Source organism: Thiomicrospira sp., assembly GCF_014859555.1.
Lineage (GTDB): Bacteria > Pseudomonadota > Gammaproteobacteria > Thiomicrospirales > Thiomicrospiraceae > Thiomicrospira.
This window is the reverse complement of sequence record NZ_JACUTY010000038.1, coordinates 1-20,075: the sequence shown is the minus strand read 5'-3', so window position 1 is coordinate 20,075 and position 20,075 is coordinate 1. Positions and strand designations below refer to the sequence as shown.

At 46.5% G+C, this 20,075-nt stretch carries 18 protein-coding genes; 5 read left to right on the top strand and 13 right to left on the bottom strand.

Annotated elements, in window-relative coordinates:
* Positions 1–111: 111 nt before the first annotated feature.
* The 5 genes from IBX48_RS07175 to IBX48_RS07155 form a co-directional block, all read right to left on the bottom strand.
* Entirely contained in the window at positions 112–525 is a 414-nt protein-coding gene (locus IBX48_RS07175) for a hypothetical protein (protein ID WP_296832399.1), read from the bottom strand.
* Positions 526–619: 94 nt separating this feature from the next.
* On the bottom strand, positions 620–2,404 hold the full coding sequence (gene lpdA, locus IBX48_RS07170) for a dihydrolipoyl dehydrogenase (protein ID WP_296832396.1): 1,785 nt from the start codon (positions 2,402–2,404) through the stop codon (positions 620–622).
* A 15-nt stretch (positions 2,405–2,419) separates the two neighbouring features.
* Entirely contained in the window at positions 2,420–3,751 is a 1,332-nt protein-coding gene (gene aceF / locus IBX48_RS07165; protein ID WP_296832393.1) for a dihydrolipoyllysine-residue acetyltransferase, read from the bottom strand.
* A 60-nt stretch (positions 3,752–3,811) separates the two neighbouring features.
* Positions 3,812–6,472 (bottom strand): pyruvate dehydrogenase (acetyl-transferring), homodimeric type, encoded by a 2,661-nt coding sequence (aceE, locus tag IBX48_RS07160; protein ID WP_296832390.1) that lies wholly within the window; start codon positions 6,470–6,472, stop codon positions 3,812–3,814.
* Between the two features lie 331 nt (positions 6,473–6,803).
* Positions 6,804–7,292, bottom strand: a complete 489-nt coding sequence (locus tag IBX48_RS07155; protein ID WP_296832387.1) for an RNA pyrophosphohydrolase — start codon at positions 7,290–7,292, stop codon at positions 6,804–6,806.
* Between the two features lie 177 nt (positions 7,293–7,469).
* Here IBX48_RS07155 and IBX48_RS07150 point away from each other — a divergent pair, with 177 nt between their 5' ends.
* Positions 7,470–8,126 (top strand): HAD family hydrolase, encoded by a 657-nt coding sequence (locus tag IBX48_RS07150; RefSeq protein WP_296832384.1) that lies wholly within the window; start codon positions 7,470–7,472, stop codon positions 8,124–8,126.
* Between the two features lie 106 nt (positions 8,127–8,232).
* Here IBX48_RS07150 and IBX48_RS07145 read toward each other — a convergent pair whose 3' ends face one another.
* Positions 8,233–8,748, bottom strand: a complete 516-nt coding sequence (locus IBX48_RS07145; protein ID WP_296832382.1) for a flavodoxin — start codon at positions 8,746–8,748, stop codon at positions 8,233–8,235.
* A 142-nt stretch (positions 8,749–8,890) separates the two neighbouring features.
* Here IBX48_RS07145 and IBX48_RS07140 point away from each other — a divergent pair, with 142 nt between their 5' ends.
* A complete protein-coding gene (locus IBX48_RS07140) occupies positions 8,891–9,100 on the top strand; it encodes a uracil-DNA glycosylase (RefSeq protein ID WP_296832379.1) in 210 nt (69 codons plus the stop codon).
* Positions 9,101–9,129: 29 nt separating this feature from the next.
* On the opposite strand, the gene ampD is transcribed toward IBX48_RS07140, so the two are convergent.
* Positions 9,130–9,705, bottom strand: coding sequence for a 1,6-anhydro-N-acetylmuramyl-L-alanine amidase AmpD (gene ampD, locus IBX48_RS07135; RefSeq protein WP_296832376.1), 576 nt, complete (start codon positions 9,703–9,705; stop codon positions 9,130–9,132).
* Positions 9,706–9,812: 107 nt separating this feature from the next.
* On the opposite strand from ampD, the gene nadC reads away from it, so the two are divergent.
* Together nadC and IBX48_RS07125 are read left to right on the top strand one after the other, a co-directional pair.
* Complete coding sequence (nadC, locus tag IBX48_RS07130) at positions 9,813–10,649, top strand: carboxylating nicotinate-nucleotide diphosphorylase (RefSeq protein WP_296832374.1); 837 nt, start codon at positions 9,813–9,815, stop codon at positions 10,647–10,649.
* A 60-nt stretch (positions 10,650–10,709) separates the two neighbouring features.
* Positions 10,710–12,707 (top strand): monovalent cation:proton antiporter-2 (CPA2) family protein, encoded by a 1,998-nt coding sequence (locus IBX48_RS07125; RefSeq protein WP_296832372.1) that lies wholly within the window; start codon positions 10,710–10,712, stop codon positions 12,705–12,707.
* A gap of 178 nt (positions 12,708–12,885) precedes the next feature.
* On the opposite strand, the gene IBX48_RS07120 is transcribed toward IBX48_RS07125, so the two are convergent.
* The 3 genes from IBX48_RS07120 to rluD all read right to left on the bottom strand — a co-directional run bounded on the left by IBX48_RS07120 (position 12,886) and on the right by rluD (position 16,958).
* Complete coding sequence (locus tag IBX48_RS07120) at positions 12,886–15,003, bottom strand: TonB-dependent receptor (RefSeq protein WP_296832365.1); 2,118 nt, start codon at positions 15,001–15,003, stop codon at positions 12,886–12,888.
* Positions 15,004–15,178: 175 nt separating this feature from the next.
* Positions 15,179–15,931 (bottom strand): peptidoglycan editing factor PgeF, encoded by a 753-nt coding sequence (pgeF, locus tag IBX48_RS07115; protein ID WP_296832362.1) that lies wholly within the window; start codon positions 15,929–15,931, stop codon positions 15,179–15,181.
* Complete coding sequence (gene rluD, locus IBX48_RS07110) at positions 15,909–16,958, bottom strand: 23S rRNA pseudouridine(1911/1915/1917) synthase RluD (protein ID WP_296832359.1); 1,050 nt, start codon at positions 16,956–16,958, stop codon at positions 15,909–15,911. The genes pgeF and rluD overlap by 23 nt, the downstream gene beginning before the upstream one ends.
* A 65-nt stretch (positions 16,959–17,023) precedes the next feature.
* Here rluD and IBX48_RS07105 point away from each other — a divergent pair, with 65 nt between their 5' ends.
* Positions 17,024–17,758: an outer membrane protein assembly factor BamD gene (locus IBX48_RS07105; RefSeq protein WP_296832356.1), complete on the top strand. Its 735-nt coding sequence runs from the start codon at positions 17,024–17,026 to the stop codon at positions 17,756–17,758.
* Positions 17,759–17,856: 98 nt separating this feature from the next.
* Here the strand turns inward: IBX48_RS07105 and IBX48_RS07100 are convergent, their stop codons facing one another.
* The 3 genes from IBX48_RS07100 to IBX48_RS07090 are packed head-to-tail and all read right to left on the bottom strand — an operon-like array spanning position 17,857 to position 20,031.
* Positions 17,857–18,738 (bottom strand): M23 family metallopeptidase, encoded by an 882-nt coding sequence (locus IBX48_RS07100; RefSeq protein WP_296832353.1) that lies wholly within the window; start codon positions 18,736–18,738, stop codon positions 17,857–17,859.
* A complete protein-coding gene (gene rnhA, locus IBX48_RS07095) occupies positions 18,728–19,180 on the bottom strand; it encodes a ribonuclease HI (protein ID WP_296832349.1) in 453 nt (150 codons plus the stop codon). Before rnhA ends, IBX48_RS07100 begins: the two co-directional genes overlap by 11 nt.
* A gap of 14 nt (positions 19,181–19,194) precedes the next feature.
* The gene (locus tag IBX48_RS07090; protein ID WP_296832345.1) at positions 19,195–20,031 is read right to left on the bottom strand and encodes a methyltransferase domain-containing protein; all 837 of its coding nucleotides are present in this window, start codon (positions 20,029–20,031) and stop codon (positions 19,195–19,197) included.
* Positions 20,032–20,075: the final 44 nt, after the last annotated feature.

Here is a 20,075-nt window from a genome sequence, read left to right as displayed (position 1 = left end):
GTTAGACTATTTAAGCCAAGATGACATTGATGTGTTGATGAATCAAGACACTTAACTTTCAAATATAATTTCTAATTAGCCTGACAGCACGTGATTCAAGATACTTTCAGGCTAACCTACACCCAACACGACTGTCTCTATATCTTTTGCAGAAACCTTCTCATTACCACCCAAGGTATCTTTTCGCATTGCAACAACCATTTCAGTGAACGAACGACATTGTTCAGGTGTTTTCATTGTCGCGCCTAATCGTTCGAATTTTGCAAAAGAACTGATTACATCTGACGCACCATATAACGATATTCTGCACTTTGCATCAGCTGTTTTCGCGGCTAATAGCCGTCCATCTACAGAGTTTTCCTGTAACCCTAAATTGGCATGTTCACTTACACACAATAAATAATCTGCGTATGCTGTCGCCCTCATGTTTCTTTGGTGTTTTTTGCTTTGAAGGTACTTAGTGAATATGAACTGCAATACGGCGCCTAAAATTAAACCTGCTAAAGAAGTAATAGCTATAAACACTTAATGCTCCATTCAAATTCAAATTCAAGATAAAAATAAAAAAACCCGCGTTTTTAAGCGCGGGTTTCATTTAAGCAAAAATAAGCAATTAACGCTACTTTTTCTTCTTTGGTGCGATCAAGTCAGTAATCGTGCCTTCCGCCATTTCCGCGGCGAACGCAAAGGTTTCGCTTAGGGTTGGATGCGGGTGAATGGTTAAGCCGATATCTTGCATATCCGCGCCCATTTCAATCGCCAACATGGCTTCGGCAATCAATTCACCGGCATTCGGCCCGACAATACCCGCGCCTAATAGACGATGGGTTTTGGCGCAGAATAATGATTTACTCATGCCTTCATCACGGCCTAAGCTTAAGCTACGACCCGAGGCCGCCCAAGGGAATACGCCTTTTTCGTACTCAATGCCTTCGGCTTTAAGCTGTTCTTCGGTTTTACCGGCCCACGCGACTTCTGGATCAGTATAAGCCACGCTTGGAATACCCATTGGCGTAAACGCGCTTGGCATATCACAAATCACTTCCGCCGCCACTTTGCCTTCGTGTACCGCTTTATGCGCCAGCATAGGCTGACCCACGATATCGCCAATGGCGTGAATGTGATCAACATTGGTTTTTTGACGTTCATCGACTTCGATAAAGCCCCAATCGTTCACCACAATACCGGCTTTTTCAGCATCAATCAGCTTACCGTTTGGTGTGCGACCGACCGCCACCAATACACGATCAAAGGTGTCTTGCGCTGGGCAATCTTTACCTTCAAACGACACGACTAGTCCGCCTTTGGCGGCTTCAACATGGGTGACTTTGGATTTTAGGAAAATGTTTTCGTAACGTGCTTTGATTTTCTTTAACAATGGACGCGTTAAGTCTTTGTCGGCACCTGGAATAATGTTATCGCCCAGTTCGACCACGGTTACTTTTGAACCCAATGAGTCGTAAACCTGCGCCATTTCTAAACCGATAATGCCGCCACCGATCACCAATAAACGTTTCGGTACTTCTTCAAGTTCTAACGCATCGGTTGAGTCCATCACACGCGGATCGTCATGTGGAATAAACGGCAGTTTAACCACACGTGAACCGGCGGCGATCACGGCTTTTTCAAACGCGATGGTTTGTTCGCTGCCGTCTTCTGCAGTAACAGTAACCGTATTAGCTGAGCTGAACTTGCCGTAACCCTGCACGATTTCAACTTTACGTTGTTTCGCTAACGCCGCTAGGCCGCCGGTCAATTTGGTGATCACGCTGTTTTTATAATCGCGCATCTTGTCCAAGTTGATTTTTGGCTTGGCAAATTCAATGCCGTGTGCCGCCATTTCTTGGGTTTCGTTTAACACCACTGACATATGCAGTAAGGCTTTAGACGGAATACAACCCACGTTTAGACACACGCCACCGATCACCGGATAACGTTCAACCAAAATCACTTGTTTGCCCAAATCCGCTGCACGGAAAGCCGCGGTATAACCACCTGGACCACCGCCTAGAACGAGCACTTGGCAAGTTTTGTCTGCTGGCGGTAAGTCTTTTGACGACACCGCTTGCGGTGCAGGTTGTGCTGAGGTTTGTGTATTGGCTTGAGCGTTAGATTCTGGCTTAGATTCCGCTTTTTGCTCAGTCAACTTGGCTGGGCTTTCATCCGCCACTTCCATTTTGCCAATCACGCTGCCTTGACGAACCTTGTCGCCTACCGAAACGGTTAGTTCGGTGATACGACCAGACAAGGCCGCTGGCACTTCCATGGTGGCTTTGTCTGATTCCAGCGTTAACAACGAATCGTCTTGTACCACTTCGTCGCCTTGGGCAACTAATACTTCAATGACATCCACATCAGCAAAGTCGCCAATATCTGGAATACGAATCTCTACGATTTGACTCATATTAGGCTCCCTTGCTTAGAGTAATAATTGACGGATATCGGCCAAATGCTGACCCACAAGCGTACTAAAGCGCACGCCTTCCGCCCCATCAACCACGCGATGGTCGTATGAAATGCTGTAAGGCATTACCAAACGAGGTTTAAATTCTGAACCATCCCAAACTGGCTGGATTGAGGCTTTCGACACACCCATGATGGCAACTTCTGGCGCATTCACTATCGGTGTAAACTGCGTGCCACCAATGCCGCCTAGGCTTGAAATACTGAAACAACCGCCCGACATATCTTTAGGCGAAAGTTTGCCGTCGCGTGCTTTGGTGCTGAGTTCCATCAAATCACGAGATAATTCAAAGATTGATTTTTTATCGACATCACGCACGACAGGTACCACCAAGCCATTTGGTGTATCCACCGCAATACCGATGTTGTAATAACCTTTGCGAATCAATTTCTGACCGTCAGGAGACAAGGATGCATTGAAATTTGGGAAGGCTTTTAAGCCTGCAACCACGGCTTTCATAATGAACACCAACGGTGTCAGTTTAACCCCGGCTTTTTCAGCCTGGTCTTTCATGTCTTTGCGGAACTTGTCCATCTCGGTAATGTCACACTCGTCAAACTGAGTAACGTGCGGAATATTTAACCAAGCCATCGACAAATGTTTGCCCGACAACTTTTTAATACGACTGAGTTCGATCTCTTCGGTTTCACCAAACTGGCTGAAATCGACAGTTGGAACTGGCGGAATACCAGAACCTTGTGTGCCGCCTACCGAAGTTTGGCCTTGCATGACAGACTTAACAAAGCTTTCAACGTCGGTTTTAAGGACACGCCCTTTCGTACCTGAACCGTTTACACCCGACAAATCGACACCCAACACACGTGCAAACGCACGCACGGCAGGTGAGGCATGGCTGACCGCGCCCATCGACTGATGGTTCACCGGCTTAGGCGTATTTGAAACAGATGCCGCGGTAGGTAAACCTACTGAGCTCGCATGGGTTTGTTCGTGCAACTTAGGCGCTGGTGCAGCCGCCGCTTGAGGCGCTGATGCAGGCTTGGTTTCCGCTTTGGTTTCAGTCTTAGCCGGTTCCGCTGGTTTTTCAGCTTCATCAACTTCGATATCGAAAATATAAGTGCCTTGTGCCACTTTATCGCCGACCTTAACCTGAATATTACTGACCTTACCCGAATGAGTAGAAGGCACTTCCATCGTCGCTTTATCCGACTCAAGTGTTAGTACCGAATCGTCAACTTGAATTTGATCGCCTTCGTTTACTAACACTTCGATCACGTCAACCGAATCAAAATCACCAATATCGGGCACTATAAATTGAATTTTCGCCATAACATTTTTCCTTAGTCAAACAAGAGCGCGCCCTTTTGAGTTGCGCCCTTGTGAGCAATTTTATGCGTGAACTGGATAGGTTTTTTCTGCATCCAAGCCGTATTTATCAATCGCTTGCTGCACGACATCAGGTTTAATCTGACCTTGCTTGGCAAGCCCTTTTAAGGCTTCTACCACCACATAATGGCGGTTCACTTCGAAGAATTTACGCAACTGTTCACGTGTATCTGAACGCCCGAAACCATCGGTACCCAATACATGGAAATCGCCCGGTACATATTCACGAATACGGTTTGCATAATCACGAATGTAATCGGTTGCGGCAATAAACGGCCCTTTTGCATCCGCCAATACTTGGGTGACATAAGGCACTTTGGCTTTAGCGGTTGGGTGCAAGGTGTTCCAGCGCTCAACTTCAATACCTTCGCGGCGTAGTAAGTTAAAGCTAGGTACTGACCAAATATCCGCCGCTACTTTCCAATCTTGCTCTAGCAATTCCGCCGCGGCAATCACTTCGCGGAAGATGGTGCCTGAACCCATTAGCTGTACGCGAGTCTTAGACTTGGAAGTCGATTTCTTAAAGGAGTAAATCCCTTTCAAAATACCCTCTTCTGCGCCTTTTGGCATAGCTGGGTGAGTGTAGTTTTCATTCATTGCGGTGATGTAATAGAACACGTCTTCTTTGTTCTGCATCATACGCTTCAGGCCGTCTTGAATAATCACGGCCATTTCGTAACCGAATGTTGGATCGTAACTTAAGCAGTTAGGTACGGCATCAAACATCACCAAGTTATGACCATCTTGGTGCTGTAAACCTTCACCTTCCAACGTGGTACGACCGGCTGTGCCGCCGATTAAGAAACCACGTGCACGCGAATCGCCCGCCGCCCAAGCCAAGTCACCAATACGTTGGAAACCGAACATGGAATAGTAGATATAGAAAGGAATCATGCTGACGCCGTAGTTGGCATAAGCGGTCGCCGCTGAAACCCATGATGACATGGCACCGGCTTCGTTAATACCTTCTTCCAACACCTGACCATTTGATGATTCTTTGTACCACATCAACTGATCCGAATCGACCGGCTCATATAACTGACCCGCTGGATCGTAAATACCCACCTGACGGAACAAACCCTCCATACCAAACGTTCGTGCTTCGTCGGGAATGATTGGTACAACACGTTTGCCTAATTCTTTATCACGCAACAAAATAGACAACACACGAACAAACGCCATGGTGGTCGACATTTCGCGATCGCCGGTGCCTTCTAGCAACATTTTGAATGCGTCTAACTCTGGCGCTTGCAGCGCTTCGGAGGTGTCTTTACGACATGGCAACGAGCCCCCTAATTCGGCACGGCGTTCTTCAACATACTTCATCACAGGGCTATCGGCTTCTGGACGATAAAACGGCACTTCTTTTTCCAATTGCTCATCCGAAATCGGTACAGAGAAACGGTCACGGAAGTATTTCAAGCCATGAATATCCAACTTTTTCTGTTGGTGTGCGCTGTTCGCCGCTTCACCAAACTCGCCCATGCCATAACCTTTAACGGTTTTAGCCAAGATAACCGATGGCATACCTTTGGTTTCGCTGGCACGTTTATAGGCGTTATATATTTTACGCGGCGAGTGACCGCCACGTGTTAGCTTAAAGATTTCACCGTCGGTCATATCTTTAACCAATTCAGCGGTTTCTGGATACTTACCAAAGAAATGTTCGCGAACCCAAGCACCATTTTTGGCTTTATAAGCCTGGTATTCACCGTCCACGACTTCGCCCATGCGTTCAATTAACTTGCCGCTGGTGTCTTTCGTTAACAAGGTATCCCAACCAGAGCCCCACAATACTTTAATCACGTTCCAGCCTGCGCCACGGAACATGCCTTCAAGTTCTTGAATGATTTTGCCGTTACCACGTACCGGGCCGTCCAAACGCTGTAGGTTACAGTTCACCACGAAAATTAAGTTGTCCAAACGTTCACGCTGCGCCAACTGAATCGCGCCGCGCGATTCCGGCTCATCCATCTCGCCATCACCTAAATAAGCCCAAACTTTACGGCCTTCGGTTTTCGCTAACCCACGTGAATCCATGTATTTCATGAAACGTGCTTGGTAAATCGCCATTAATGGGCCTAAACCCATAGAGACGGTTGGGAACTGCCAGAAGTCTGGCATTAACCAAGGGTGTGGATAAGAAGACAGACCATTACCGTCTACTTCTTGACGGAAGTTTTTCAATTTATCTTCTTCCAAACGGCCTTCTAGGAAAGCACGCGCATACATACCTGGTGCAGTATGACCTTGGAAAAAGATCATATCCGCGCCCAGTTCATGATCCGGTCCTTTAAAGAAGTGGTTCATGCCCACTTCATACAAGGTACAACTAGAAGCGTAAGAAGCAATATGACCGCCTACACCGGTTTCCTTGTTGGCTTTTACTACCATCGCCATCGCGTTCCAACGCAAAATTGAACGCACACGCTGTTCCAGAGTTAAATCACCTGGATAATTGTCTTGTTCTTCAAGTGCAATGGTATTGATATAAGGAGTATTAGCTGAATAAGGAATATCGATGCCGTGAACACGGGCTTTTTCAATCAAGGTTGCAATCAGATGGTGGGCCTTATCGGTCCCTTCAAACTGAACAACGGCTTCTAACGCATCAAGCCACTCTTGTGTTTCTTGTGGATCTTGATCAATGAACTGATCGCTCATACATTCACCTCTTGGGTTTTAACTGAGTGAATCGCGGGTTTAGCGATTCACTCTGAACAAAAATAAAGACTTTTGGGCTATTGGGTTTAACTAAAAGCCTGTAAACGCCTGATTGGGCGCGGTCTTTACCGTTTTTTAGAAAAATTAATGGCGGGAATCATACCACTTTTTGGGTCGAAAAACAGCGTGCGAGCCTGTCCAACCCAAAATTGCGCATCAAAAGTGCATAAAAAATTGGCATTTTTTGCAGCTAAAAAACCCGACCTAAGGCTAACAACCCTAGAAGCACCAGGCCTGGTGCTTACATTTTTAGAAAGGTTTGAGAGTTGGATTACTTGGGTAACCAGAACTTATGTAATGCGTCTTCCAGTTCGGTTAAAGCGAGATGATATACCGACTGTTTAAAATTGACGACTTCCTGCACCGGACGCCAATAATCCACCCAGGTCCAGGTTTCAAACTCCGGTGTAGGATGATCGGCTAAGTTAATCGCATCGTCGGCGCTTTCTAACCCCAGCAAAAACCAAATTTGTTTTTGCCCTACACAAACTGGCTGGCTATAGTGACGAATCAGGTGTTTTGGCAGGTCATAATGTAACCAATCGGTTGTTTTACCTAACACGCGCACATCCGAAGGCGACAGCCCTACTTCTTCGCGCAATTCACGAAACACAGCTTGCTGAGGGGTTTCGCTTTCGCGAATGCCGCCTTGCGGAAATTGCCAGGCTTCTTGCTGAATACGCTTACCCCAGAACAGCTTGCCCTGTTTATTGGCAATAATAATGCCCACATTTAAGCGGTACCCATCCTGATCTATCACAAAAAATTCCTAAACTATGGCTTTTTAGCCAAACTATTCCAATTGGGACTAATAATGCCTAAAAGGCCGTATCTTTTCAATCAAAACTGTTTATTTTTACTAATTGTTTGGTTAAGCATTGTTGAAAAGCCAAGCTTGGTTTAGGATTCTTTTTATTTTTAGCAGTAGGAACTCGGCATGAGCTTGGCCATTTTTGATTTAGACAACACCTTAATTGGAGGCGACAGCGACTATCTTTGGGGCGAATTTTTGGTTAAAAACCAACTGATTGATGCCGACGAATACCGTCGTGCAAACGAGCGTTTTTACCAGCAATATCAAAGCGGTGATTTGGATATTTTTGAATACCAAGCTTTTTCACTCAAACCGCTAACTTTGCATTCAATGGAACAGTTACTGGCTTGGCATAATGATTTTATGCGCGAAATGATTGAACCCATTATGCTGCCGCAAGCGCAAGCTTTGATTGAAGAGCACAGATCTCAAGGTCACCGCCCTCTTATTATTACGGCGACTAATACCTTTATTACTCGGCCCATTGCTGAGAAATTAGGCATTAACGAATTGATTGGTACCGAACCGGAAATACAGGAAGGTCGCTTCACTGGACGTGTTGCTGGCGTTCCGTCGTTTCAGCAAGGTAAAGTCACACGCTTAGCCGACTGGCTTAAACAGCATGATGAAACCCTAGAAGACAGTTATTTCTATTCAGATTCGCACAACGATTTGCCGTTACTGGAACAAGTGAGTTATCCGATTGCGGTTGATGCTGACCCACGCTTAACTCAAGTGGCGAAGGAAAAAGGCTGGAAACAAATGAGTTTACGCGGTTAAACGTAACGCAATTAAACGAAAAACCCTTAGCACCAGGCCTGGTGCTAAGGGTTTTTTATTTGATCTACAACACATGCAACCCATGCGTTATTTATAAATGGGCCGCTTAAAGCTCCATTTCGTCTTTAACCTGCGCGACCCATTCGGCAATACGCGTTTCCGTTAATTCCGGTTGTTGATCTTCATCTAAAGCTAAGCCAACAAAAAACTCACCGTCCTCAGTCGCCGCTTTGGATTCGTCGTACTGGTAACCTTCAGTTGACCAATATCCGGCTGGGGTACCGCCATTTTCAAGCACCACATCGTGCATCATGCCAATCGCATCCACAAAGTATTCAGCATAATCAGCCTGATCGCCTAAACCAAAACAGGCGACAGTTTTACCGCTAAAGTCGATTGAGCGGAAATCTTCCCAAAAATCGTCCCAACTACTTTGGCGTTCGCCGTAATACCAGGTGGGTTGACCAAGAATCAACTTATCATACTGGTCAAAATCTGATTTCTTAGCCGAGGCAATATCATGCACATCTACCAGATCCGCACCAAACTGCTGCTTAATTAAGTCGGCAACCCGTTCGGTATTGCCGGTATCTGTTCCATAAAACAAGCCGATTTTTCCCATACAATTTCCTTTACACTTAACAACCCAACTCAATAGGCGCTATTTGATAATGACAATCTTTAAAAAAGTGCGACAATAATAGCACACCCTGTTAGCTTGGCTAATTGACGAATCTTATGAACACGCATGAAAAATATTGATTATGAAAAACATTGACTGCTTCCGTTGCCAACACTTCTACATTACTTGGGAAGCCAGCAAACCCCGTGGTTGCAAAGCATTTGGCTTTAAAACCTCGCGTTTGCCCAGCCAAGTTGTGTTTGAAACCTCTGGCGAAGCCTGCATGAAGTTTCGCCCCAAACCCAACCAAACTAAATCGGGTAAAAATAAAGAAAACGGTTGGATCGCTTAAACCAATCCTGAATTCAGATAAAAAACGCTTTAATTTGGCTGAGTGTCTGAACTCGTTAAACGTCTTAACGCCGCCCAATTAAATAACGGGCCCGGGTCGGTTTTGCGCCCCGGCGCAATATCGCTATGCCCGACTACGGCCTTGTTATGTAAACTGGGATACGCTTGCTGAAGTGCTAAAACTACCGACGCCAAGCTGTCATATTGACTGGCGGTATAAGCGATATGATCCGCACCTTCGAGTTCGATTCCAATCGAAAAATCATTACAGTTTTCACGCCCATCAAAACACGACACCCCGGCATGCCATGCACGTTGGTTAAAATCAACAAACTGAATCACTTCGCCGCCGCGCCGAATAAACAAATGTGACGAGACTTTTAAGCCGTCTATGCCTTGATAATAACTATCTTCTTGCGGATTAAGTTGATTAGTAAAAAGCTGCTCCACTCCGCGCCCACCAAATTCATCGGGCGGCAAACTGATACCATGCACCACAATTAACTCTGGCACCAGGCCTGGTGGTCGGGGCTCGAAGTTGGGGCTAGCGATCCATTCCGCGTCTTCTAAGCGGCCGCTTTGTGCATTTACATGCCTCGTTTTCAATTGGATTTCATCCTTTCGCATTCAGTCTGAACTGTGTTTTGGTGTATAATCGCGTGCATATTTTCATCCCGCCATTTAAACATTTTAAAGCAAACACTGAGTAACCTATGGATCATTTTTTTAAGGATTTAACCGCGTGCGTGCGTTTTGCACTTAAGGAAGACCTCGGACACGCCGACTTAACGGCCGACTTAATTGATCCGCAAACCCAAGCTCATGCCCGCATAATTTGTCGAGAAGAGGCCATTGTGTGTGGCCGCCCTTGGTTTGATGAGGTGTTTAAGCAGCTTGATCCGGCTCTACAAATCAACTGGCATTGCGAAGAAGGTGATGCCGTTAAAGCCGATCAATTGCTTTGTGAAATCCTTGGTAATGCACGCAAAATTCTGACTGGTGAACGTACTGCGTTAAATTTCTTGCAAACCCTATCCGCTACCGCCACGGTTACCGCACGTTATGTAGCTGAACTAAACGGTCAAAAAACTCGCCTGCTTGATACCCGAAAAACCCTACCTGGTTTACGTTTGGCACAAAAATATGCCGTAAACTGTGGCGGTGGCCAAAACCATCGTTTTGGTTTGTATGACGCGATCTTAATTAAAGAAAATCACATTATGGCTTGTGGTAATTTAACCCAGGCGGTGACACGTGCAAAACAACAGCACCCTGGCGTATCGGTCGAAGTCGAAACCGAAAACCTAGCGGAAGTCGAACTCGCAGTGGCGGCACAAGCCGATATTATTATGCTGGACAACTTTAGCATCGACATGATTAAACAAGCCATCCAGTTAGTGGCCGGACGCGCCAAACTCGAAGCCTCAGGCAATGTCGAAATCGCCCAGCTCAAAACTCTCGCCAGCACAGGGGTGGATTTTATTTCAACCGGCGCGATTACCAAACATATTCAAGCGGTCGACCTTTCGATGCGTTTTGAGTTTATTTAAATTTGATTTTACGAGCCGTAAACAAGCTCAATACTTAGTTAAAGCGAATAGGGTTTAACAATGGATCATTCAGGTCAAGGCCATATTTTATTAATGGTGGTGATGCTTTTGGGCTTGGCCGTTTTAACGGTTTCATTGTCCAGACGTTTTCATATGCCCCCCATTCTTAGCTATATTTTTGTTGGCATCATTGTTGGCCCTGGTGTATTGGGTTTAATTCAAAACGAAGCCAACACGTTATTCTTAGCCGAAATTGGTATCGTATTTTTGCTGTTTTCAATTGGTTTAGAGTTCTCCTTAGCGCAAATGAAAGCCATGCGTAACCTGGTATTTGGACTGGGTGCCTTGCAGGTATTTGTGACCGGTGGAGTGGTGTTTGTCATCGCGCAAGCCTTCGGACTGGATACTAATACCAGCATTGTGATCGCCAGCGCCTTCGCGCTCTCATCAACAGCCATCGTGATTAAACAGCTCACCGAACAAGGTGAAATCCAATCTCGTCATGGTCGTAGCGCGGTGGGTATGCTGATTTTCCAAGACATTATCGCGATTCCGTTATTGATCTTAATTCCCGCCTTGGCCCTGACTCAATCGGATGTTTCTTTAGGCTCCGCATTGGGCATGTCGTTTTTAAAAGGCCTATTGGTTGTGGTGTTAATGCTGTTATTAGGTCGTTATGTTTTGCGCCCACTGTTTCATGAAGTAGCTTCCGCGAAATCGACCGAACTCTTTATGTTAACCGTGTTATTTGTCGCACTTGGCTCAGCGGCTTTAACCGAAGAAATCGGTTTATCCTTAACGCTGGGGGCTTTTTTAGCCGGTATGATGCTGGGCGAAACAGAATACCGCCACCAAATCGAAGCGGATATTCGACCTTTCCAAGATGTGTTATTAGGGCTGTTTTTCATTACCGTCGGCATGATGATTGCCCCTATGGTGATTTACGAAAACCTATTGATGGTCTTAAGTATCACCCTAGGCATTATGTTACTTAAGGCCTTGATTATTTACGGTTTAATGCGGTTCATCTTTAATAAATCCGGTGGCGTGTCTGTTCGTACCGCGATCACCCTCGGCCAAGTTGGCGAATTTGGCTTGGTTATTATGACACTGGGTTTCACCTACAATCTTTTGCCAACCGAAATTGGCCAAATTCTATTATCTTCTGCGGTATTAAGCATGATGGCAGCCCCGCTTTTGGTTAAATATAATGGCCGTTTAACCAGCCTTTTAAGCACGGGTTATTCGGCTGAACGCAAACAAATGGAAAACATGATTGAACAAGAAACCGAGTATCTCAAAGATCACGTTATTCTTTGTGGTTTTGGGCGTGTTGGTCAAACGACCAAGCGTTTCTTAAACAACGCCAATTTTCCGTTTGTCGCGCTTGATCTCGATATCTCACGCATTAAAGAAGCGCAACTCGCTGGTGAGCCAGTTTATTACGGAGATGCGGCCAAAGCCGACATTTTGCATTCCTGCAAAATCGACAAAGCCAAGGTCATCATCATTACCTATCACGATCACCACGTATCGTTAAAAACCCTCAACGCGATTCGTCAAATTCGTAGCGATATTCCGGTATTGGTTAGAACCCAGGATGACAGCCACCTGCAAGAGTTTTTGGACGCCGGCGCAACCGAGGTGATTCCAGATATTTTCGAATCCAGCATCATGCTGTCTTCGCACTTGCTATTAATGCTGGGACATCCGGCCAGCCAAGTAATAAAAGAAACTCGCAAAGCGCGTGAAGACCGCTATAGCCTACTCGCCAACTTCTATGCCGGTGAATCCGACATCCGGACTGGTGCCCCTCAAATTCAAGGCGGCATTATTCATGCCATAAGCTTGGATGAAAGTGCATTTGCGATAGGTAAACGCCTTAAAGAACTGCCATTTGCCGATAACGGCGTGCATGTTGACGCGGTCAAACGCGGCTCCGTTCGTGGCGAAAATCCAGACGAAAATACGCGCTTACGCGCCAACGACACCGTCATCATCTCAGGCCTACCCGAAGCGGTTGAGAAAATGGACAGTATTTTAAAGCAGGGTTATTAACAAGTTGGCAACCAACTAACACCACCAGGCCTGGTTACAAGTGCAAGATTGCGTCGATGAGACCTTGATTAATTATTCGCTTAAACAAGATCTTTTTGGAAGAGTTAATGCTCATAGACAAAAAAGCTCAAGCAGGCTATCTAATTGATTTTATTGATAACGTGCTTAAGCATGGCGGTTAGAATTGGTAACCTACACCGGCGGTGAAGTTACGGCCCACTATTGGCGCTTGGTCTTTAAAGAAGCTTTGATGTAAGCGGCCATCGGTGTCTGTCAGGTTACGCCCTTGTAAAAACACTCTAAGCTGTTTGAGTTGGCTTGGGGTATAGACCAAGTCAAAACCCACGGTCGCATAGGCATCGGTTGTGGTTTCCGCTTCTGCGGTATGGGTTTGTTTAAAGTGGTAGCGATAATCAACGCTGAACTGCATATCTTGCCAGCGAGTGTCCGCACCCAAGCCAATACGCGGTGGCGTCATACGTGGCAGATTACCGCCAGCTTGCAGCTCGCCACGTAGGTAGTCGCCACTGGTGCGTAATGTCAAGGGTAAGCTTGTATCTAAATCAATCGCGGCGCTGGCCTCGATCCCGTAAAACAGCGCATCGGCTTGTTGGTTATAGACCATCAGTTCGCCGGTTGGATCGTTAACACCATCCGCATCAACGCGTCTTGGTTCAGCGTTATCATCATCAAATGCAAAATACACAAAGTTGTCGACCAAGTTTGCAAATGCGGTAGCTTCATAACGCAAAGCGCCCTGCTGACGCATTAAACCTATTTCGCTATTTAAATAGGTTTCTTTGGTTAGATTGGGATTACCTATTTCAAACGTGCCCGAGGCCGCGTGACGACCAAACGCATAAAGCTGTTCTGGGCCTGGAGCGGCTTCAGAACGGCTAATACCGACTCTAAGTTTGTGTTGATCATCTAGATTAAACACCGCTCCCAATGCGACACCCGTGGTTAAAAAGCTTTGGGTGCCGGGGTCGGTTTCAAAGTTTATGGTGTCGCCCGCAAAGGTGACGCTATCCCCGGCGACACTCGATTCGGTTTGTTTTTCTGGGTCGTATTGGTCGTAACCCACCCTTAAGCCGAGTTCGATTTGGCCGAAATGGGTGGGTTTTTCCTGCATGCTAAATAGACCTAGAGTTTGTTTTTCACTTGGGCGAATAAAGAAGGCGTCCGCCTCATTTTCAGCTTCAAACTTAACCTGGTTAAAGTCAAAACCCACCACGCCGCGCCAATCGGCTATTGGGTTATGCGTCATTTCAATACGGGCATCTAGTTCTTTTTGCTTAAAAACCGCATCCATACCATCCTTCTTACCATCAACATATTCCCATTCTTCTTGATAATAATTGGTATAAGCCAAATTGAAGCGTGCGGTATTGAAGCCAGGCAAAGGATTATAAAGTTCGGCACGTAAGTCCAACCGTTTAGATGCAGATTCGATGCGAGCATATTCAGCCGGATAATTGGGTTCTGGAATACCATAATCATTCTTTAGGCTACTGAAGCCGAGACCAACAAAGCCACGTTCGCCAGCATAAACACCCGTTATCGAGGCGTTTTGATTTTCAACATCGCTGTTAAGAAGCTCACCTTTTTTACCTTCGCCATCGGCGGTTTGGTAGCCGTTTATTGAGAAGTTATCGGTTTGTCGCATATCAAGATCGGCGCGTAGTGCCATTTTTTCATTAAACGGCACTTCAATTTCAACTCCGCTACGGCGATCATGACCATTGGTGCCATACGACGCTTGGGCGGCGCCATTTACGCGCTCACCAATAATCGGACTAAAACGCCCAGATACTACATTAACCACCCCACCGGTGGCACCTGAGCCATAAAGCAACATGGCCGGGCCACGAATGACTTCAACCGAATCCGCCCGCAAGGTTGAACTGGCGACCGCATGATCCTGACCTTCGCCCGACACATCACTGGTGCGTGAGCCATCTTCTAGCACCGCAACCCGTGAGCCTTGCAAACCTCGAATAACCGGACGACCGACGCCGGGCCCGAAGTCGGCGTTACTGATTCCCGGCAAGCCATCCAAAGCTTCACCAATGGTACCAGCCCGACGTTTTTCCATTTCCTCGCCTTCGATAACGGCCACCGGGCGCACCACTTCACTTTCGGTCTGGCTCATAATTGAGCCGCTATGAACCACGCTGACTCTTTCTAATTGACTGGTATCGCTTTGATCGGCATAGCTAAATGGCGCCGCCAGTAAACCACTAAGACTGGCACTGGCTAAAACAAGCGGGCGTTTGTTAACTTTGTGTAGGCGCATAGACGGATTCCTAAAATAATTTGGAGTGATAAAATTTAATATTTTTGTATTTTAATTTATAGGCAATCAGTGTCAATAAAATATTTAGTTATACCTAAATATTTTATTTAGGCTCGGCCTAGAGGCGTTCCTCACATTAAAATCAGGTTTAATTTTCGGCTGGGTTTTATCGTAATCAGGGGGTGTTTATCCAGATCAAACTAGCCATGCGTCCAGTGGTTTGATCTCGGCGGTAGGAGTAGAAACGATCAGAATCGGCGTAGGAACACAGGTTAGATTGGGTGACGTTTTGAATGCCGTGCAAACGCAATATCTGCTCGGCCATGGCGGCTAGATCTGCTAACCATTTGTCGCCGTGCGGCTGAAAAAATTGATCAAATGTTGGGTGTTTTTGTACAAAGGCTTGACGGACTTCATCGCCTACTTCAAAAAACTCGGCTGAAATCGCCGGGCCAATCCAAGCTTGCCAGCCATCACCAGGCCTGGTGACACATTGCTTTAGACTATTTTCAATAATGCCATCTAACAAACCACGCCAACCGGCATGAATCGCACAAATCCGTTTGCCATTGGTTAATAATATCGGCAAACAATCGGCGGTCATAACAGCAAGCACCAGGCCTGGTTGGTCGGTCCAAACCGCGTCAGTGACGGGTATTTGTTGAGGAACACAATCTACATATAAACAATCCGTAGTGTGTTGTTGATCCAGCCAAACAATGTCTGTCAGTTTAAGTCTTTGGGCAAGAAGCTGTCGGTTTTGACTCACCGCTTGTGGGTTATCTTGCACATGATAGGCGAGATTAAGTGCATCATAAGGCGGCAAGCTGACGCCGCCTTGGCGTGTGGTGGTACAGGCTTGAACCGAAGTGACACTTGGCCAATTCGGTTGAATCAGCGCCAAATCAATCGTCGGGGATGTCATCATCGGTTACCCATTCGACTTCAACGTCGTAATCATAGTCAAATTCATCGTAGGCGTTATTGCGGTTGGCGATAAAGTCGACTTGGTCGTCGCGCAATATATCAATCAGCAACGCCATGTCATCCGGAATGGGCGCTTTCCATTTTAAGATTTTGCCGGTTTCTGGGTGCATCAGACTCAGCACGCCTGCGTGAAGTGCTTGACGTTTGAAGTTGCGCAACAACTCAACGAACTCCGGCATCATTTGTTTTGGAATACGTAAGCGCTGACCATAAACCGGATCACCTAATAATGGGAAACCCAGATAAGCCATATGGACACGAATCTGGTGAGTGCGGCCCGTTTCTAGGCTAACTTTAACGTGGGTGTGGGCCCGAAACTTTTCGGCGACACGATAGTGACTGACCGCTGGTTTGCCGCCTGCGGTGCGCACTGCCATGCGTTTACGATCGTGCACATGGCGACCAATAGGTTTATTAATGGTGCCGCCTGAAATCATATTGCCGACCACTAAGGCATCGTAAACACGCTCAACATCATGGCGTTGCAGCTGATCAACCAAATGGGTTTGCGCTTGTAGGGTTTTGGCGACCACCATTAAACCGGATGTGTCTTTATCCAAACGATGCACAATCCCGGCGCGCGGGACTTCGCGCAAAGCCGGTGCGTAATAAAGCAAGGCGTTCATTACCGTACCGTCTGGGTTTCCCGCACCGGGATGCACCACCAGGCCTGCTGGTTTATTGATCACGAGAATCGCATTGTCTTCATAAACAATATCCAGCTCAATCGGCTGAGCTTCTATATCGGTTTCATCTTCGCTTAACACCTTAACTTCGACCTTCTCACCGCCCAAAACAATATGGCGGGGTTTGGTCACGACTTTGCCGTCCAAGGTAACCGCACCCTGCTTCAACCAATTTTGTAATCGGCTACGCGAATATTGCGAAAACTCACTCGCTAACACGGCGTCCAAACGGGCGCCCATGTGTGCGGCTGGAATTTTTACGGACAGGGTCTGACTACTCAAGCGAACATCCTTATTGTGTGATACTATTTCGTGATTATTTTGGCTCATATTGTAACCGAGAACCTATGTTAAGAACGCTTTCACTGATCATCTTTACCAGCTTTTTTATCAGCCTGACATCTGGCTGCTCCTCTCTACTAATGAAACCCGAGTCTGAATGGACGGTTGAAGAGTTTTATGAAAAGGCTAAAAAGGAGTTTGATAGTAGCCAGTGGAGCATGGCGATTGAATACTACGAAAAACTCAAAGCCAACTTTCCTTACGGCGTTTACGCAGAGCAATCTTATCTAGAACTGGCTTATTCCTATTATCGTTATGATGAACCGCAATCGGCGATTCGCGAACTAGAAGAATTTATTCGACTTTATCCACGCCATAGCCGGTTAGATTATGCCTATTATTTAAAAGCCGTCGCGGCCGATTCAATTAACCAAAGCTGGCTGGACAAATACATTACCGATCCGGCGAATCGGGATACCAAATCGTCTCGCCAAGCTTATCGTGCTTACCAGGAAGTGATTGAAAAATTCCCCGACAGCGTGTATGCCCAGCCGTCTCAGCAACGGTTAATTATTCTGACCAATCGTTTAGCGCGCAGTCAACTCCAAGTGGCGGAATATTATTATAAACGTAAAGCCTATATGGCCGCCGCGACCCGCACCAAACAATTGATTGAAGATTACCCGCTGGCTCAGACTAATTTAAAAGCCTTAAAACTGTTAAAAGCGTCTTATGAGCAATTGGGCATGCAAGAAAATGCCGACAGCGTGCAAGCTGTTATTGAACAAAACGCCCAATAAACCAGGCAGCAGGCCTGGTGGTTCACAGATTAATGTTAAGCAGATAACGGAGGAGGACCTCGATTAACCCCTGATCGAGCGGCCTGGATATCGGGTTATTAATTTCTCGCTTGGGTCTCATCAAATACGACTTGGTTACTGACAATTTTATCACCGCGTATTAAATCACGTGGTAATTCAAAAATTAACGCCGGATCCAGTCGTACATTAAACCAACTCATACCCCAATGTAAATGCGGGCCAGTGGCCCGACCCGTGGCGCCCATAGTGGCCACCAACTGACCCCGTTCGACCACTTCACCCTCTTTGACCAACATATCTTCTAAATGCATAAAACTCGAACGCAGACCATAACCGTGGTCAATAAAAACAGTATTGCCACTGAGCTCCATCGACTCCGCTAGCGTGATTTGGCCGGAGGCTGGCGCGTAAATTGGTGTGCCGGTTTTACTGGCGATATCGAGTCCCATGTGTGGCGCACGCGCGTGACCATTTAAAATTCGTTGACTACCATATACGCCGGTGATCCAACCTTCGGCTGGCCAATCAAAGCCATTTTGAAAATACGGCATCCGCAAATCCAGTTTGCGTGCTTGCGCCGCCTTTTCGCCATCGGCGCGGATTTTTTTCAAGGTCGCTTCATCCGGCGTGACGTGCCTCGAAGGCAAACCGTCAATACGCTGAATAAGATAATCACGTTGCACCACACTTAACTCATGCTGCTGCTTTGTACCGTTAGGTAGCGTGACCGTCAGATTTAGCTTGGGTTTCGCATCACGTGAAAACGCAATTAAAGCCAAGCCTTGAGGGTCAGCCGTAAGGCGACGGTTTTCGAATTCGATTGTGCTGTTAGGCTCTACTTTTAATGGCACCCAAGCGCCCTGCACTAATGGGCCATTTACTTCTAACGCCCATACACTGGACGATAGCAGACAACCCATGCCGAGCGCGGCCCAGGTTTTAAATTGATTAAGCTTCATTCGTCACTCCTAATAAATCATCAATTGCTTGATTCGCCAAGCCATCGACGGTTTCGTTTTCAATATGTCCACTGTGACCTTTGACCCAACGCCAGTCAACTTTATGGCCTTGCATGGCCAGTTCTAGTCGCTGCCATAAATCTTGGTTTTTAACTGGCTTATTATTGGCAGTTTTCCAACCGCGTTTTTTCCAGTTAGCCATCCATTGGGTTACGCCATTTTTTACGTACTGAGAATCGGTCGTAATCACCACTTCACAAGGTCGTTTGAGCGATTCAAATGCCTGGATCGCGGCCATTAACTCCATCCGGTTGTTGGTGGTTTCTGGCTCTGAGCCTTTCAGGTGTTTTTGTTGTTCTTTAAATCTTAGCAAAACACCCCAACCGCCAGGGCCTGGGTTTCCGCGGCAACCGCCGTCGGTAAAAATTTCAACTAATTGCAAAACCGATCCTCTAACTATTTGTTATGTGTTTGTTTGCTATTGTGGCTATCGCATGAGGTCACCGCTTGGGGTTTGCGCACCGGTAACCAGTTTGCCAACTTCCAATCCAGCCCAACTGGCGTGGGTGTGACTACACGTTTTTTGGCGACGATAATATAAACGTTGCCGAAATGAATGCCGATACGCTCTAACCAACCTTCGAAACGTTCGACATTCAACCAAAACCAAGAGTCTAAGCGTTCGCTGCGCTGTTTAAAACACGAAATTGGGCCGTGCTGAGCCACCTGAATGTCATAACCTAACAAATTCAACCAATCAATAATGCGGTGCATTTTGATTAAGTTGGCTTGTTTAAGCTCTTTGCGTGCGCCGCTCAAATAACTGCGTACTAAACTGCAACCATAAGGGTTAAAACCTGAAATCATCAGCACGCCTTCAGCCATTAACATTCGATCTACTTGGCGAACCAAATGGTATGGATCGGCGACCGATTCCAAGCTATGCGGCATAAACACCACATCCAAACTGTCTTCTTTAAAAGGTAGGAAGTCGAGATCGGCGAGCACCTGAAGATCACTAATTGCGGGATTTATCTGGTTATCCAACACCACCTTGGTTTTTATGCGACTGGTCTGCAATAAACTCTGTCGAGAAGCCTGCCCGACTTGTACCAAATAATAACCAAACAAACGCGGCATTTCTTTTTCGACCAGCGCGCGCTCTTGTTCAAATAAGGCTTGTCCCATTGGTGTATCAAACCAATCTTTCAAAAACCGTTGAAACTGGATGTCCGAATTCAACTTGCCTCCTTTCGCTTGATTATTGGGCACCTCGATTAAACCCTGATTCATTCTGGCAACGCCAAGTTTTTCAGATCAAGGCGTGAACCTGAAGG

Bases quoted from the DNA above. Each gene is read 5' to 3' on its own strand.
- nadC (WP_296832374.1), top strand. From the start codon at position 9,813: ATGGATCATTTTTTTAAGGATTTAACCGCGTGCGTGCGTTTTGCACTT.
- IBX48_RS07145 (WP_296832382.1), bottom strand. From the start codon at position 8,748: ATGGGAAAAATCGGCTTGTTTTATGGAACAGATACCGGCAATACCGAA.
- IBX48_RS07140 (WP_296832379.1), top strand. From the start codon at position 8,891: ATGAAAAACATTGACTGCTTCCGTTGCCAACACTTCTACATTACTTGG.
- aceE (WP_296832390.1), bottom strand. From the start codon at position 6,472: ATGAGCGATCAGTTCATTGATCAAGATCCACAAGAAACACAAGAGTGG.
- IBX48_RS07150 (WP_296832384.1), top strand. From the start codon at position 7,470: ATGAGCTTGGCCATTTTTGATTTAGACAACACCTTAATTGGAGGCGAC.
- IBX48_RS07125 (WP_296832372.1), top strand. From the start codon at position 10,710: ATGGATCATTCAGGTCAAGGCCATATTTTATTAATGGTGGTGATGCTT.
- IBX48_RS07120 (WP_296832365.1), bottom strand. From the start codon at position 15,003: ATGCGCCTACACAAAGTTAACAAACGCCCGCTTGTTTTAGCCAGTGCC.
- IBX48_RS07100 (WP_296832353.1), bottom strand. From the start codon at position 18,738: ATGAAGCTTAATCAATTTAAAACCTGGGCCGCGCTCGGCATGGGTTGT.
- pgeF (WP_296832362.1), bottom strand. From the start codon at position 15,931: ATGATGACATCCCCGACGATTGATTTGGCGCTGATTCAACCGAATTGG.
- aceF (WP_296832393.1), bottom strand. From the start codon at position 3,751: ATGGCGAAAATTCAATTTATAGTGCCCGATATTGGTGATTTTGATTCG.
- IBX48_RS07105 (WP_296832356.1), top strand. From the start codon at position 17,024: ATGTTAAGAACGCTTTCACTGATCATCTTTACCAGCTTTTTTATCAGC.
- IBX48_RS07090 (WP_296832345.1), bottom strand. From the start codon at position 20,031: ATGAATCAGGGTTTAATCGAGGTGCCCAATAATCAAGCGAAAGGAGGC.
- lpdA (WP_296832396.1), bottom strand. From the start codon at position 2,404: ATGAGTCAAATCGTAGAGATTCGTATTCCAGATATTGGCGACTTTGCT.